General features: G+C 63.9%; 15 protein-coding genes and 1 pseudogene. 13 read left to right on the top strand and 3 right to left on the bottom strand.

The window, feature by feature from the left end:
- Both ABWP89_RS10315 and ABWP89_RS10320 read left to right on the top strand, forming a co-directional pair.
- Positions 1-575: peptide chain release factor-like protein (locus ABWP89_RS10315; protein ID WP_353229075.1), on the top strand; the 575-nt coding region annotated here is incomplete at its 5' end.
- Between the two features lie 227 nt (positions 576-802).
- A complete protein-coding gene (locus ABWP89_RS10320) occupies positions 803-2,212 on the top strand; it encodes an NAD(P)H-dependent flavin oxidoreductase (RefSeq protein ID WP_353229076.1) in 1,410 nt (469 codons plus the stop codon).
- A gap of 32 nt (positions 2,213-2,244) precedes the next feature.
- Here ABWP89_RS10320 and ABWP89_RS10325 read toward each other — a convergent pair whose 3' ends face one another.
- Together ABWP89_RS10325 and ABWP89_RS10330 are read right to left on the bottom strand one after the other, a co-directional pair.
- Positions 2,245-3,552: an ammonium transporter gene (locus ABWP89_RS10325; RefSeq protein WP_353229077.1), complete on the bottom strand. Its 1,308-nt coding sequence runs from the start codon at positions 3,550-3,552 to the stop codon at positions 2,245-2,247.
- 35 nt (positions 3,553-3,587) lie between these two features.
- Positions 3,588-4,625 carry a 2-hydroxyacid dehydrogenase gene (locus ABWP89_RS10330; protein ID WP_353229079.1) on the bottom strand — a complete coding sequence of 346 codons (1,038 nt, stop codon included), beginning with the start codon at positions 4,623-4,625 and terminating at the stop codon, positions 3,588-3,590.
- 180 nt (positions 4,626-4,805) lie between these two features.
- Between ABWP89_RS10330 and ABWP89_RS10335 the strand changes: the two genes are divergently transcribed.
- On the top strand, positions 4,806-5,273 hold the full coding sequence (locus tag ABWP89_RS10335) for an SH3 domain-containing protein (protein WP_353229081.1): 468 nt from the start codon (positions 4,806-4,808) through the stop codon (positions 5,271-5,273).
- Between the two features lie 45 nt (positions 5,274-5,318).
- On the opposite strand, the gene ABWP89_RS10340 is transcribed toward ABWP89_RS10335, so the two are convergent.
- Positions 5,319-6,515: an acetyl-CoA C-acyltransferase gene (locus tag ABWP89_RS10340; RefSeq protein ID WP_353229082.1), complete on the bottom strand. Its 1,197-nt coding sequence runs from the start codon at positions 6,513-6,515 to the stop codon at positions 5,319-5,321.
- Positions 6,516-6,877: 362 nt separating this feature from the next.
- On the opposite strand from ABWP89_RS10340, the gene ndhC reads away from it, so the two are divergent.
- From ndhC to nuoI, 10 genes and pseudogenes are all read left to right on the top strand, one after another.
- Entirely contained in the window at positions 6,878-7,213 is a 336-nt protein-coding gene (gene ndhC / locus ABWP89_RS10345; RefSeq protein ID WP_502915272.1) for an NADH-quinone oxidoreductase subunit A, read from the top strand.
- A 5-nt stretch (positions 7,214-7,218) separates the two neighbouring features.
- Positions 7,219-7,776, top strand: coding sequence for a NuoB/complex I 20 kDa subunit family protein (locus ABWP89_RS10350; RefSeq protein WP_353229083.1), 558 nt, complete (start codon positions 7,219-7,221; stop codon positions 7,774-7,776).
- Positions 7,777-7,793: 17 nt separating this feature from the next.
- Positions 7,794-8,423: pseudogene (locus ABWP89_RS10355) on the top strand (NADH-quinone oxidoreductase subunit C); the annotation flags it as partial.
- Positions 8,424-8,437: 14 nt separating this feature from the next.
- Positions 8,438-9,649 carry an NADH-quinone oxidoreductase subunit D gene (locus ABWP89_RS10360; protein ID WP_353229085.1) on the top strand — a complete coding sequence of 404 codons (1,212 nt, stop codon included), beginning with the start codon at positions 8,438-8,440 and terminating at the stop codon, positions 9,647-9,649.
- Entirely contained in the window at positions 9,646-9,843 is a 198-nt protein-coding gene (locus ABWP89_RS10365; RefSeq protein WP_353229086.1) for a hypothetical protein, read from the top strand. The genes ABWP89_RS10360 and ABWP89_RS10365 overlap by 4 nt, the downstream gene beginning before the upstream one ends.
- A gap of 42 nt (positions 9,844-9,885) precedes the next feature.
- Positions 9,886-10,554, top strand: a complete 669-nt coding sequence (locus ABWP89_RS10370; RefSeq protein WP_353229088.1) for a complex I 24 kDa subunit family protein — start codon at positions 9,886-9,888, stop codon at positions 10,552-10,554.
- Positions 10,555-10,724: 170 nt separating this feature from the next.
- A complete protein-coding gene (gene nuoF / locus ABWP89_RS10375) occupies positions 10,725-12,017 on the top strand; it encodes an NADH-quinone oxidoreductase subunit NuoF (protein WP_353229090.1) in 1,293 nt (430 codons plus the stop codon).
- Entirely contained in the window at positions 12,017-14,023 is a 2,007-nt protein-coding gene (gene nuoG / locus ABWP89_RS10380) for an NADH-quinone oxidoreductase subunit NuoG (protein WP_353229091.1), read from the top strand. The genes nuoF and nuoG overlap by 1 nt, the downstream gene beginning before the upstream one ends.
- Entirely contained in the window at positions 14,020-15,066 is a 1,047-nt protein-coding gene (nuoH, locus tag ABWP89_RS10385) for an NADH-quinone oxidoreductase subunit NuoH (protein ID WP_353229093.1), read from the top strand. The genes nuoG and nuoH overlap by 4 nt, the downstream gene beginning before the upstream one ends.
- Positions 15,063-15,548: an NADH-quinone oxidoreductase subunit NuoI gene (gene nuoI / locus ABWP89_RS10390; protein ID WP_353229095.1), complete on the top strand. Its 486-nt coding sequence runs from the start codon at positions 15,063-15,065 to the stop codon at positions 15,546-15,548. The genes nuoH and nuoI overlap by 4 nt, the downstream gene beginning before the upstream one ends.
- The last annotated feature ends 3 nt before the right edge of the window (positions 15,549-15,551 follow it).

Genomic DNA, 15,551 nt, shown 5'->3' on the forward strand with positions numbered 1-15,551 from the left:
ACGCCTATGGCTATGCCAAGACCGAAAGCGGCGTGCACCGGCTGGTGCGGATCAGCCCCTATGACAGTTCGGCGCGGCGGCACACCTCGTTCAGCTCGATCTGGGTCTATCCCGAAATCGATGACAACATCGAAATCGACATCAACCCGGCCGACCTGAAAATGGATACCTATCGCGCGTCGGGCGCGGGCGGGCAGCATGTCAACACCACCGATTCGGCGGTGCGCATCACCCACATCCCATCGGGCATCATCGTCGCCAGCCAGAACGACCGCAGCCAGCACAAGAACCGCGCGACCGCGATGGGCATGTTGCGCGCCCGGCTGTACGAGGCCGAACTGGCCAAGCGTGAGGCCGCGACCAGCAGCGAATATGCCGCCAAGACCGAAATCGGCTGGGGCCACCAGATCCGTTCCTATGTGTTGCAGCCGTATCAGCAGGTAAAGGATCTGCGCACCGGGGTGGTCAGCACCAATCCGTCGGATGTGCTGGATGGGGCGATCGATCCGTTCATGGCGGCGGCACTGTCGCAGCGGGTGACCGGTGAAAAGGTCGCGGTCGAGGATGACGATTGATTGGGTGGCCGATTGCGCGCAGGGTTTGCGCCACGGTTGATGCGCGCGGGCGACGGGCTGTCGTGGTGGATCGGGGCCGGCTGGTCAGGTCTGCAATGACACTTTCGGGTCAATGCGCTTTGCGCTTTGTTACGATTGCGCCTAAACATTTGGTCAGGATTGCTACGGGCTGAACGGCCGTTGTGCTGCAGCATAAACCGCGCCAGCGGCAGGGTTGAGAGTGGGGTATGTCTGTGTTCAAGGGTTTGAAGCCAATTGTTTATGGCGGACGCGAAGTCTGGCCGCTGGTCGAAGGGGGCAAGGGGGTTGCCGCCACCAACCATGCCAGTTCGGGCGCCTGGGCAGCGGCGGGCGGGATCGGCACGGTCAGCGCGGTCAATGCCGACAGCTATGACCCGACCGGGCGCATCGTGCCGCAGCTTTATCCGCAACTTACGCGCCGCGAACGCCACGAACAGCTGATCCGCTACGCCATCGACGGCGCGGTCGAACAGGTCCACCGCGCGCACGAAATTTCGGGCGGGCAGGGCGCGATCAACATCAACGTGCTGTGGGAAATGGGCGGGGCGCAGGCCGTGCTTGAAGGCGTGCTCGAAAAAACCCGCGGGCTGGTCACCGGGGTCACCTGCGGTGCTGGCATGCCCTACAAATTGTCGGAAATCGCCGCGCGTTTCAACGTCAACTATCTGCCGATCGTGTCGTCGGGCCGCGCGTTTCGCGCGCTGTGGAAACGCGCCTATCACAAGGTCGCGCATCTGATGGCGGCGGTGGTGTACGAAGATCCGTGGCTGGCCGGCGGGCACAACGGTCTGTCCAACGCCGAAGACCCGCGCAAACCCGAAGATCCCTATCCCCGCGTAAAGGCCCTGCGCGACACCATGCGTGCCGAAGGCGTGGCCGATACGGTGCCGATCATCATGGCCGGCGGCGTGTGGTACTTGCGCGAATGGAACGACTGGATCGACAATCCGGAACTGGGCGCGATTGTCTTTCAGTTTGGCACGCGGCCGCTGCTGACCGCTGAAAGCCCGATCCCGCAGGGGTGGAAAGATCATCTGCGCACGATCGAGCCCGGCGATGTGCTGTTGCACAAGTTTTCGCCCACCGGGTTCTATTCATCGGCAGTGCGCAACCCGTTCTTGCGCAGTCTTGAGGCTCGCAGCGCGCGGCAGATCCCGTTTTCGCGCGTCGCGGCGGGCGAACACACGGTGCAACTGGATGTCGGTGTGCGTGGCAAGAATTTCTGGGTGACGCCGGTCGATCTTGAACGTGCGCGCGGCTGGGCGGCACAGGGGCATGACCATGCCTTGCGCACGCCGGATGACACGGTGGTGTTTGTGGCCCCGGCCGAACGCGACATGATCCGCCAGGATCAGGCCGATTGCATGGGCTGCCTGTCGCATTGCGGGTTTTCATCGTGGAAGGATCATGACGATTATTCCACCGGGCGGCTGGCCGATCCGCGCAGTTTCTGCATCCAGAAAACGCTGCAGGACATCGCGCATGGTGGTGATATCGATCAGAACCTGATGTTCGCCGGCCACGCCGCCTATCGGTTCAAACAGGACCCGTTCTATTCCAACAACTTCACCCCGACGGTGAAACAGCTGGTGGACCGCATCCTGACGGGCGATTGATCCCTGCACCCCGGCCGTTGGCGGGGCAGGGTTTAATCGAAATCCGGTTCGTCGATCTCATCAGCCTCGTTGATGCGCATTGGCACGACCATCGCCACCATCAGCGCGGCGATCGCGGTGCCGATGGCGCTCCACGCCACCACCACGCCCGCGCCGAGTGCCTGTGCCAGCACTTGCCGCACCGGGCCCATGCCCGCCGCATAGCCCGTGCCGCCCAATGTGCCGGCGATCAGCGGCGCGGCCAGCATCGCGCCGGCAAGCCCGGCCACGCCATGCACCGCGACCAGATCGGCCGCGTCGTCGATCGCTGCGGCGCGGATCATGCGCGCCGCCACCCAGGCGACCAGCGCACCGATCAGCCCGGCCAGCATCGCCGCGCCGGGTGCAAAGGCGCCCATGCCCGCGCTCGCAGCCACCAGCCCGGCCATTGCTCCGGCGGACAATGCACGCGGATTGGCCTTGCCCGTGGTGACCGCAGCGATCAGCAGCCAGACCAGCGCGCCACTGGCGGCGGCGACCAGGCCGTTGATCAGCGTGGTGGCGGCATCATCGCTGGCGGCCAGAGTCGCCGCCGCCGACAGCGCCAGCAGCGCGATCCACATCATGCCGGTCCCCGCCAGCGCCAGTCCGGGCGCCGTGCCACTGGTGGCCACGGCATCGGGCTGCGCGCCAAACCGCGCGCGGCGGCCCATCAGCAGGGTGATCACCAGCGCCGATATGCCAGCACTGGCATGGACCACCAGCGCGCCCGCCGCATCGACCGTGCCCAACCGTGCCGCCAGCCAGCCACCGCCCCAGATCCAGTGCGCCAGCGGCGCATAGACGATCAGTATCCACAGCCCGGCGAATGGCAGTACCCAGGCCAGGTTGCCGCGCTCGGCCCAGGCCCCCGTCAGCAGCCCGGCGGCCAGCACGGCATAGGCCAGTTGCAGCGCCACAAATGCCATTTCGGGCACCGCACTGCCCTCGCGCACATTGGCAAGATCGAGCAGCATCCACGCATTGCCACCGCCCAGCCAGCCCGATCCGACCGTGCCGAAGGCCAGCGTATAACCGACCAGCACCCACAGCAGCGACACCACCGCGGCAATGCCCACGGTTTCGGTCGCCAGTGCCGCAAAGGCCCGCGCGCCCAACCGCGCGCCATGGTGCAGGATGATCCCCGGCAGCAGCATCGCCAGCGCCAGCAGCGCCAGGCACAGCACAAACGCGGTATCGCCGCTGTCCACCGCATCGGCAGCATCGGCGGCGTCGATTTGCGCGTGGGCCAGCGCGGGCGCGATTGCGCAGCCAAGCGCCAGGGCAAAGCGCACCAGTTTGCGGGTGAAAATCCGGTTCATGGCGCCCTACATGCCCCAGCCATGCTTAACTTTGCTTAAAGCCAGCCTTGCAGCACCTGATCGGGCGGGCGGTGGCCATCGACCCAGAACCGGATATTGGCGATCACCTTGTCACCGGATGCCAGCCGGCCTTCGACCGTGCCGCTGCCCATGTGCGGCAGAATCGCGACATTGTGATGGTCGCGCAGGCGTTGATCGACCAGCGGTTCGTGCGCAAACACATCCAGCCCGGCGCCGCCCAGATGGCCTGATACCAGCGCGTCGATCATCGCCGCCTCTTCGACAATGGTGCCGCGCGCGGTGTTGATGATGAACGCGCCCGGCCGCATCAGCGCGATTCGCCGCGCATCGATCAGGTGGTGGGTTTCGGGGGTGGCAGGGCAATGCAGCGTGAGGATGTCGGTCGCCGCCAGCAGCGCATCCAGATCGGGTTCAAACCGCGCGCCCAGCATGGTTTCCAGCGCTTCGGGAACGCGTTGCCGATTGTGATAGAGGATGGTCAGGCCGAACGCGCGCGCGCGGTGCGCCACCGCCTGGCCAATGCGCCCCATCCCGACAATCCCCAGCACGCGCCCGCCGACGCGGTGCCCCAGCATGGTCGACGGCGCCCAGCCCTGCCACTGGCCGCTGCGCAGGATGCGGCCGCCATAGTTCAGCTTGCGGGTGACCGACAGGATCAGCGCCAGCGTCATGTCGGCGGTATCATCGGTGAACACGCCCGGGGTGTTGGTCACCATGATCTTTTTGGCGCGTGCCGCGGCCAGATCGATGTGATCGACGCCCGCGCCAAAATTGGCGATCAGCCGCAGGCGCGGCGGCAGCGCCGCAATCAGATCGGCATCGATCGAATCGGTCACCGTTGGCACCAGCACGTCGGCATCGGCCACGGCCGCCACCAGTTCGTCGCGGCTGAGCGCATGGTCATCGGCGTTGAGCACGACATCGAACAGTTCCGCCATCCGCGCCTCGGTTTCGGGCAGCAGCCGGCGGGTGACGACGACGCGCGGGCTTCCCGTTACGCGGCGGGTTTCGGCGGGCAGGGGGGTGGGGACAGGGCTTGATCGGTTGGGCATCCGCTGTCTATCGCCAGCGGCGCGATGCCGGTCAAGGGGCGCGGGCTCGATCGGGCAGGCGGCGGGCCGTGCTGTGCACCGTTTGTGGTGCGGCACTGCCTTGGCCTTTGGCGGTCGATGGTATATCGCACCTGCGTAATGTCCTTGCCGAACAAGCACTCCCTGTTTTGTCGCACTGTCTTGCGTACCGCGCTGCTCGCGCCGGGCCTGATGCTGGCCGTGCCGGCCACGCGTGCGGCCGATACCGATGGTGTGCCGTTCTGGGTGTCGCTGCGCAACGGCGAGACCAATATGCGGGTCGGGCCCGGGCGCGATTATCGCATCAACTGGACGTACAAACGGCCGGGGCTGCCGATGAAAGTGCTGCGCAGCATGGAAGGCTGGGTATTGGTCGAGGACCCCGATGGTGCGCGCGGCTGGATGCTGACGCAATTTGTCACGCACAAGGCGCATACCGCGCTGGTGCACGGCGCTGTGGCCGAAATCCGCGAAAACCGCGATGGATCGGGCCGGGTAATGTGGCGCGCACAGCCCGGCGCGATTGCGCGCCTGCTGGGCGAATGCAGCAGCGGCTGGTGCAAGGTCGATATCGATGGCCGCCAGGGCTTTATGGCTGCCACATCGCTGTGGGGCGCGGGCGCGCCCTGAGCTTGGCCGCGACGGGAGGAGCGCCAGGCCCCGCCCGTCACGCCATTACACCAGTTCGATCGCCACGGCGGTCGCTTCGCCGCCGCCGATGCACAGGCTGGCCACGCCTTTTGACAGCCCGCGTGCCTTCAATGCGCCGATCAGCGTGGTCATGATGCGCGCGCCCGATGCGCCGATCGGGTGGCCGAGCGCGGTGGCGCCGCCGTTGACGTTGATCTTGTCATGCGGGATGCCCAGATCGTGCATCGCAAACATCGCCACACAGGCGAATGCCTCGTTCACTTCAAACAGATCGACTTCGCCGATCGTCCAGCCCGCGCGCGCCAGCAGCGCGGTGATCGCGCCAACCGGCGCGGTGGTGAAATCCTTTGGCGCCTGGGCATGCGCGGCCATTGCCACAACGCGCGCCACCGGGGCCAGCCCGGCGGCATCGGCCACCGACTGGCGGGTGAGCACCAGCGCGGCGGCGCCATCGGAAATCGATGAGGATGTGGCGGCGGTGATCGTGCCGTCCTTGGCAAACGCAGGCTTCAGGCCCGGGATCTTGTCGGGCTTGCCCTTGCCGGGGGCTTCGTCAGTGTCGACCACGGTGTCGCCGCCGCGCGATTTGACCGTCACGGCCACGATTTCGTCCTTGAACCGGCCCTCGGTCACCGCGCTTTGCGCACGGCGCAGCGATTCGATGGTATAGGCGTCCTGCGCCTCCCGCGTCAGTTGGTATTCGTTGGCGGTGTCCTGCGCAAAGGTGCCCATGGCGCGGCCCGGTTCATAGGCGTCTTCCAGCCCGTCAAGGAACATGTGGTCATAGGCGGTGTCGTGGCCGATGCGCGCGCCCGACCGGTGCTTTTTCAAAAGGTACGGCGCATTGGTCATCGATTCCATGCCGCCCGACACGACATAGTCGATCGATCCCGCGGCCAGCGCCTCTGCCCCCATGATCAGCGTCTGCATGCCCGATCCGCACACCTTGTTGACCGTGGTCGCCTGCACCGATGCGGGCAGGCCGGCCTTGATCGCGGCCTGGCGCGCGGGCGCCTGGCCCAGCCCGGCGGGCAGCACACAGCCCATGTAGATGCGGTCAAACTTGTCCGCCGCCACGCCCGAACGGTCGACCGCGGCGCGCACCGCAGCAGCACCCAGATCGGTGGCCGACAAATCGGCCAGTACCCCCTGCATCGATCCCATCGGCGTGCGGGCATAGGACAGGATGACAACCGGATCGGCAGCGGAAAACTGGGCCATGGCGAAATGTCCTTCTTACAGGCTGGGCCCGCGCCCGGCGCCGGATCATGCGGGCACAGGGCGCGGGCGTTTGGCGCAGTCTTAGTGATGCGCGGGCAACTTGGCAATTCGGCGCTGCGGCTGCGGCACATTTGCGCGCAAAGCCCGGCAAAACCTGAAAAATCTGCCCGTTTGCCGATGCTGCACTGCCCAAAAAGGATTGGGGAGCGGGGGAAATATGCAATGTCGCCCACTTGCGCGGGCGGCACGGCGGGCCTAGGGGCCGGGGCACAAGCTTTGAAAGGCGAGTCAGCCCCTTGTCAGACCAAATAACTTCAGACCACATATCCTATCTGGCCGGTTATCTGCCGATCCTCATTTTCATGGTTATCGCGGTTGGCCTGTCATCGGCTTTTGTGTTTTTGCCGATCGGTGTTTCGCACCTGACCGGCACGCACAACCCCGATCCGGAAAAGCTGTCGGAGTACGAATGCGGATTTCCCGCGTTTGAAGACCCGCGCAGCCAGTTTGACGTGCGGTTCTATCTGGTGGCGATCCTGTTCATCATTTTCGATCTGGAGGCGGCGTTTCTGTTTCCATGGGCGGTCAGCCTGAAACAGACGCAATGGGCGGGCTGGTCGACGATGATGCTGTTCCTGTTCGAATTGGTCATCGGTTTTATCTATGCCTGGAAAAAAGGCGCGTTGGACTGGGAATGAACACCATGGCCACATCTCCTCTCGTTCCGGGTGCAAACCCCCCTGGCGGTTCCGCGCTGATCGCGCCCGACCCGGCGTTTTTTGCGCAGGTGAATGCCGAAATTTCCGACAAGGGCTTTCTGATCGCGTCGACCGAGGACTTGTTCCAGTGGGCGCGCACCGGCTCGCTGTGGTGGATGACGTTTGGCCTGGCTTGCTGTGCGGTCGAAATGATCCATGTGAACATGCCGCGTTATGACATGGAACGGTTTGGCGTCGCCCCGCGCGCATCCCCGCGCCAGTCCGACGTGATGATCGTGGCCGGCACGCTGTGCAACAAGATGGCCCCGGCTCTGCGCAAGGTCTATGACCAGATGTCGGACCCCAAATATGTCATTTCGATGGGCAGCTGCGCCAATGGCGGCGGCTATTACCATTACAGCTATTCGGTGGTGCGCGGGTGCGACCGCATCGTGCCCGTGGATATCTATGTGCCCGGGTGCCCGCCGACGGCAGAGGCGTTGTTGTATGGCGTGATGCAACTGCAGCGGAAAATCCGCCGTATGGGCACGCTGGAACGTTAGGGACGGGGCAAAAGCTGATGGCACAAGTGCTTCATTCCGCTCCGCGCTACGACGCACCAGAGGGCGCGGTCGATGCGATCCGCACCCGGCTGGGCGATGCGCTGATCGATGCCCGCCAGGAATATGGCGAAGTCGTGCTGACCGTAGCGCGCGACCGGATAGAGGGCGTGCTGCGCGATCTGCGCGATGGCGAAGCGTTTCAGCAATTGATGGATATCGCCGGGGTCGATTACCCCGATCGCGCCGAACGCTTTGAAGTGGTCTATTGCCTGTTGTCGGTCACGCGCAACCTGCGCCTGATCGTGAAAGTTTCGACTGACGAGGCGACGCCGGTGCCGACCGTCACCACGCTGTGGCCCAACGCCGGTTGGTATGAACGCGAAGTCTATGACATGTTCGGCGTGCTGTTTGCCGGCAACACCGATCTGCGCCGCATCCTGACCGACTATGGTTTTCAGGGCCACCCGTTCCGCAAGGATTTTCCGCTGACCGGCTATGTCGAGCTGCGCTATTCCGAAGAGGACAAGCGCGTGGTGTACGAACCGGTGCGGCTGGCGCAGGACCTGCGCCAGTTCGATTACGAAAGCCCGTGGGAAGGCGCGACTTACGTGTTGCCCGGGGATGAAAAAGCGACCGGGGAAAAAGCAGAAGGGCCAAAGCCATGAGCTTTTCGCTCGAACAGTCGCCCACCACCGGCGACGAGGTCATCACCAACTACACCATCAATTTCGGCCCTCAGCACCCGGCCGCGCACGGCGTGCTGCGCATGGTGATGGAACTGGACGGCGAAATCATTGAACGGATCGATCCGCATGTCGGCCTGCTGCATCGCGGCACCGAAAAGCTGATCGAGCACAAGACCTATCTGCAGGCGCTGCCCTATTTCGACCGGCTGGATTACTGTTCGCCGCTGGCGATGGAATATTCCTATGTGCTGGCGATTGAAAAGCTGCTGAATATCGAAGTGCCGCTGCGCGCGCAGTATCTGCGCGTGCTGTTTGCGGAATTGACGCGCATTTGCAACCACATGCTCAACCTTGGCAGCCATGTCATGGATGTCGGCGCGATGACGCCCAACCTGTGGCTGTTTGAAATCCGCGAAGATTGCCTGAACTTCTTTGAACGCGCATCGGGCGCGCGGCTGCATTCGGCGTGGTTCCGCCCCGGCGGGGTGCACCAGGATGTGCCGCTGAAACTGTTGACCGATATGGCAGACTGGCTCGACACGCGGCTGCCGCAGCTGTTCGACGATGCGATGAGCCTGGTGATCGACAACCGCATTTTCAAACAGCGCAATGTCGATATCGCGCTGGTCAGCAAGGAAGACGCGCTGGCCTGGGGCTTTTCCGGGCCGATGATCCGGGGTGCCGGCATTCCGTGGGACCTGCGCAAATCGCAGCCCTATGACGTCTATGCGCGCATGGATTTCGACATTCCGGTCGGCACCAATTCCGATTGCTATGACCGGTTCATGGTCCGCGTTGAAGAAGTGCGCCAGTCGGCGCGCATCATGAAGCAGTGCCTGGCCGAAATGCCCGAAGGCCCGGTCGCGTCGTCCGATCGCAAGGTGGTCCCGCCCAAGCGCGGCGAAATGAAAAGCTCGATGGAATCGCTGATCCATCACTTCAAACTCTATACCGAGGGCTTTCACGTGCCGGCGGGCGAAGTCTACGTCGCCACCGAAAGCCCCAAGGGCGAATTCGGCGTCTATCTGGTCAGCGATGGCAGCAACAAGCCCTATCGCTGCAAGATCCGCCCGACCGCGTTTTCGCACCTGCAGGCGATGGATTTCATGTGCAAGGGCCACATGCTGCCCGACGCCACCGCCATCCTGGGCGCGATCGACGTGGTGTTCGGGGAGTGTGACCGGTGACCGCCCAGGTTCTGCGCCAGATTTCGATCATCGCCTGCCTGGCTGGCCTCGCCACCGCCGTGGTGCTGTTTGTCGCGCTGTGGCGCGGCACGCCGGTGCCGTGGTGGATGCCGCTGCTGATTGCCATGGCTGGCGGCTATGAACTGGCGCATTTCGGGCAGAGCCTGTGGTTCAAATGGGTGCGGCGGTCATGATCGCGCCCGAACAATCTCATCTGATCAAGGACTTTGGCTAAAATGGCCGACCGTCATCTCGAACCGGATACACCTGCTTTGCGCGCTCGCTGGGGCCAGTTTGGCTGGACCGGGGACAATGCTGCAAAGGCGAAAGAGATCGTCGCGCGCTATCCCGCCGGGCGTCAGCGCAGCGCGGTGATGCCGCTGCTCGATCTGGCGCAACGCCAGGTGGGCGCGGAAGAGCAGACCCAGGGCTGGCTGCCGTTGCCGGTAATCGAATTCGTCGCGCGCGAACTGGATATGCCGGTGGTGCGCGTGCTGGAGGTGGCGACGTTCTACACCATGTACAATCTGGCGCCGATCGGGCGGTACCATGTGCAGGTGTGCGGCACCACGCCATGCATGTTGCGCGGGTCGGACGATATCATTGCCGCGTGCAAGGCGCGCGGGCTGGCCAAGGGCCACACGACCGCCGATGGCCTGTTCACGCTGACCGAAGTTGAATGCATGGGCAATTGCGCCTCGGCGCCGATGGTGCAGATCAACGACGACAATTACGAAGACCTGACCGCCACCAGCATGACGCATATCCTGGATGAACTGGCCGCTGGTCGCGCGCCGAAGGTCGGCACGCAAGCGCCCGGCCGCCACACCGTCGAACCGCTGGGCGGGCCGACCACGCTGGTGGCCATGGTGACCGACAACCACGATTACCGGGCGGAGTGGTAAGCCATGATCCGTGCCGCCCAAACCCACCTGTCACCCCACACCACATCCGCTCATGCTGAGCCTGTCGAAGCATGCGCGCAAGCCTCGACCGCAGCGCGCGGCCTTCGACAGGCTCAGGCTGAGCGGGTTTGTTTTGGTATTGGCGCCATCATGCTGACGGGAGCCGCGCTGTGAGCCTCGGCGATAAGGACCGCATCTTCACCAACCTCTACGGCTATCAGCCGTGGAACCTGCCCGCCGCGCGCATGCGCGGGGATTGGGACAATACCAAGGCGCTGATCGAGCGCGGGCGCGACACGATCATCCAGGAAATGAAGGATTCAGGCCTGCGCGGGCGCGGCGGGGCAGGGTTCCCGACCGGCATGAAATGGTCGTTCATGCCAAAGGAATCGCGCGATGGCCGCCCCAGCTTTCTGGTCATCAACGCCGACGAATCCGAACCCGGCAGCTGCAAGGACCGCGAAATCCTGCGCCACGATCCGCACAAGCTGATCGAGGGTGCGCTGGTCGCCGGGTTTGCGATGGGTGCGCGCGCGGCCTATATCTATGTGCGCGGCGAATATATCCGTGAAGCCGAAACGCTGTTTGCCGCCGTGGCCGAAGCATACGAGGCCGGGCTGATCGGGCGTAACGCCTGCCAGTCAGGCTATGATTTCGACGTGTTCGTCCATCGCGGCGCCGGCGCCTATATTTGCGGCGAAGAAACCGCGATGATCGAAAGCCTTGAGGGCAAAAAGGGCCAGCCCCGGCTGAAACCGCCGTTCCCGGCGGGCGCCGGGCTGTACGGTTGCCCGACCACGGTCAACAATGTGGAATCGATCGCGGTTGCGCCGACCATTCTGCGGCGCGGGCCAGCCTGGTTCGCCAGCTTTGGCCGCGACAACAACAAGGGTACCAAGCTTTTCCAGATCTCCGGCCATGTTGAAAAGCCGTGCGTGGTCGAAGAAGCGATGAGCATCCCGTTCAGCGAACTGATCGAAAAGCATTGCGGCGGCATTCGCGGCGGTCGCGACAATCTGCTCGCGGTCATCCCAGGCGGATCATCGGTCCCGCTGGTGCCCGCGGCGGAAATCTGGGACGCGCCGATGGATTTTGACGGGCTGCGCGCCGTCGGATCGGGTCTGGGTACCGCGGCGGTGATCGTCATGGACAAATCGACCGACATCGTCCGCGCGATCAGCCGCCTGTCGTATTTCTACAAACACGAAAGCTGTGGCCAGTGCACCCCGTGCCGCGAAGGCACCGGCTGGATGTGGCGGATGATGGAACGCCTGCGGGTCGGTGATGCGCAGATCGAAGATATCGATATGCTGCAAAACGTGACCAAGCAGATCGAAGGCCACACCATCTGCGCGCTGGGCGATGCGGCGGCCTGGCCGATCCAGGGCCTGATCAAACACTTCCGCCCCGAAATCGAACGCCGCATCGTGGAACGCGGTGCCTTGCAAGAGGCGGCCGAATAATGCCCAAGCTCAAAGTAGACGGCGTCGAGCTCGAAGTCCCCGCTGGCGCCACCGTGCTGCAGGCGTGCGAGCTGGCAGGCAAGGAAATCCCGCGCTTTTGCTATCACGAACGGCTGTCGATCGCCGGCAACTGCCGCATGTGCCTGGTCGAGGTGAAGCCCGGGCCGCCCAAGCCGCAGGCATCGTGCGCGCTGCCCGCTGCCGAGGGGCAGGACATCCGCACCGACAGCGAAATGGTCAAAAAAGCGCGCGAAGGCGTGATGGAATTTCTGCTGATCAACCATCCGCTCGATTGCCCGATCTGCGACCAGGGCGGCGAATGCGATCTGCAGGACCAGTCGGTGGCCTATGGCCGGGGATCGTCGCGCTATCACGAAGACAAGCGCGCGGTCACCGAAAAGTACATGGGGCCTTTGATCAAGACCACCATGACTCGCTGCATCCACTGCACCCGCTGCGTGCGGTTCAGTGAGGAAATTGCCGGGGTTGACGAAATCGGCGCGCTCTATCGCGGCGAAGGTATGCAGATTTCGACCTATCTTGAGGCAGCGTCGGCCCACGAACTGTCGGCCAATGTCATCGATCTGTGCCCGGTCGGCGCGCTGACCAGCAAGCCCTATGCGTTTGAAGCGCGGCCATGGGAATTGAAGAAGACGCTCGGCATCGACGTGTCCGACGCGATCGGTGCGAACATCCGGCTGGATTCACGCGGCCGCGAAGTGCTGCGCATCCTGCCGCGCGTGAATGATGACGTGAACGAAGAATGGCTGTCTGATCGCGCGCGCTATCTGGTCGATGGGCTCACCCGGCGGCGGCTCGATCGGCCGTGGCTGCGCAAGGATGGCAAATTGCACGCCGTCAGCTGGGGCGAGGCGCTGGCAGCGGTCGGCAGCATCAATCCTGGCGCCGCGATTGCGGTGATCGCGGGCGACATGGTCGATTGCGAAACGCTATTTGCGGCCAAAAAACTGGCCGGCGCCATGGGATCAACCCTGCTCGAAGGGCGGCAGACCGGTCTGGCCTATGACACGTCGAACCTGGCCGCAGTGGCGTTCAACACGACGCTGGCCGGGATTGAGGATGCCGATGCGATCCTGATCTATGGCAGCCATGTGCGCGATGAAGCGCCGCTGCTCAACCCGCGCCTGCGCAAGGCGGTGAAACGCGGCGCCAAGGTCTATGTGATCGGCCCCTGGTGGGAAACCACCTTTGCCGCAACGCATCTGGGCGATGACGCGGCGGTGATCGACGGCCTGCCCGAAGACGTCGCGTCGGTGTTCGCCAATGCCGCGCGCCCGGTGCTGATCATCGGCGGCGGCGCGCTGGCCAAGGGCGGATTGTCATCAGGCCTGGCGTTTGCCGCCCGGTTCAATCTGGTGCGCGAAGGCTGGAACGGGTTCAACGTGTTGCATTTTGCCGCCGCGCGGATGGGCGGGCTGATGCTCGGCTATGCGCAGGCCGGCGGAATTGCCGACATCGTGGCGGCCCAGCCCAAACTGGTGATTTCACTTGGCGCCGATGAAGTCGATTGGACGCGGTTCGCCGACGCGATGATCGTGCATATCGGCCACCATGGCGACAAGGCCGCGCATGCCGCCGATGTGATCCTGCCGGCCGCCGCGTTCAGCGAAAAGGACGGCACTTACGTTAACACCGAGGGCCGCGTGCAATATGCCGAAAAGGCGGTGTTCGCGCCCGGTGATGCGCGCGAAGACTGGACCATCCTGCGTGCGCTGGCCGATGCCTTTGGCGTCACCGTCGGCTTTGACAGCTTTGCCGAACTGCGCGCAGCGATGATTGCCGAAGTGCCCGCGCTGGGCGTCGAAGGCCTGGCGCCGTATGGCGAACTGCCCTCCGCGCCCGCGCAGGGCACGGCCGCGGGCGTGATTGCCTATGCGGTGAAGGATCGCTACCTGACCAACGCGATCAGCCGGGCCAGCCCGACGCTGCAACGCTGTTCCGCCGAACTGATCCATGGCGTGGTTGAAGCGGAGGCCGCAGAATGACGCCGTTTCTGGTACATGTCGGACTGCCGTTCGGCTGGGCCTGGGGCCTGGCCACGGTCATCGAAATCCTGCTGATTGCGCTGCCGGTGATGCTGGCGGTGGCGATGGTGATCTATGTCGATCGCAAGGTTTGGGCATCGATGGCGCTGCGCCGCGGGCCCAACGTGGTCGGGCCGTTCGGTCTGCTGCAATCGTTCGCCGACGCGATCAAGGTGTTCCTGCAGGAAACCATCATCCCGGCGGCGGCCAACAAGGCGTTGTTTCTGCTGGCGCCGGTGATCACCTTTACCGTCGCGCTGCTGGCCTGGGCGGTGATCCCGTTTGCACAAGGCGCGATCCTGGCCGACATCAATGTCGGGCTGTTGTACGTGCTCGCGGTCTCGTCGCTGGGGGTGTATGGCATCGTCATCGCCGGCTGGGCGTCGAATTCGAAATACCCGTTCTTTTCCGCGATGCGCGCCACCGCGCAGATGATCAGCTATGAAGTGTCGATCGGGTTTATCCTGGTCTGCGTGGTGCTGTGGGCGGGCAGTTTCAACATGGGCGCGATTGTCGAGGCGCAGCGCGGCTTTGGCTTTGGCCTGATCAACGGGTTCTGGTGCAGCCCACTGCTGTTCCCGGTCTGGGTGATGTTCCTGATTTCGTCGCTGGCCGAAACGCAGCGTGCACCGTTCGACCTGACCGAGGCGGAAAGCGAGCTGGTCGCCGGCTATCAGACCGAATATTCGTCGATGGCCTTTGCGCTCTACTGGCTGGGCGAATATGCCAACGTGCTGCTGATGTGCACGCTGAATGCCACGCTGTTCTGGGGTGGCTATCTGCCGCCGCTGAACATTCCGGTGCTCTATCTCGTGCCCGGGCTGGTCTGGCTGATGCTGAAAATCTTTTTCGGCTTTCTGGTGTTCAGCTGGATCAAGGCGACCGTGCCACGGTACCGCTATGACCAGCTGATGCGGCTGGGCTGGAAAATCTTTCTGCCGCTGTCGCTTGGTTTTGTCGTGGTGATCAGCGGGTACCTTATGGCCATCGGACATTTTTCATGACCGTCGCACAGATCATCAAAAGCTTCACGCTGTGGGAGTTTGTCCAGGCGCACTGGCTGACCTTGAAGTACTTCTTCAAGCCCAAGGCGACGATCAACTACCCCTATGAAAAAAACCCGATAAGCCCGCGTTTTCGCGGCGAACACGTGCTGCGCCGCTATCCCAATGGCGAAGAGCGCTGCATCGCGTGCAAATTGTGCGAAGCGGTGTGCCCGGCGCAGGCGATCACCATCGAGGCGGAGCCGCGCGCCGACGGCAGCCGCCGCACCACGCGCTATGACATCGACATGACCAAGTGCATCTTCTGCGGCTTTTGCCAGGAGGCTTGCCCGGTCGATGCCGTGGTCGAAGGGCCGAATTTTGAATATGCCACCGAAACGCGTGAGGAACTGCTGTACGACAAGGCCAAGCTGCTCGCCAACGGCGACAAGTGGGAGCGCGCAATCGCTGCCAATCTCGAAGCCGACGCCCCCTACCGGTAAAGG

This window comes from Novosphingobium sp. (genome assembly GCF_040398825.1).
Lineage (GTDB): Bacteria > Pseudomonadota > Alphaproteobacteria > Sphingomonadales > Sphingomonadaceae > Novosphingobium.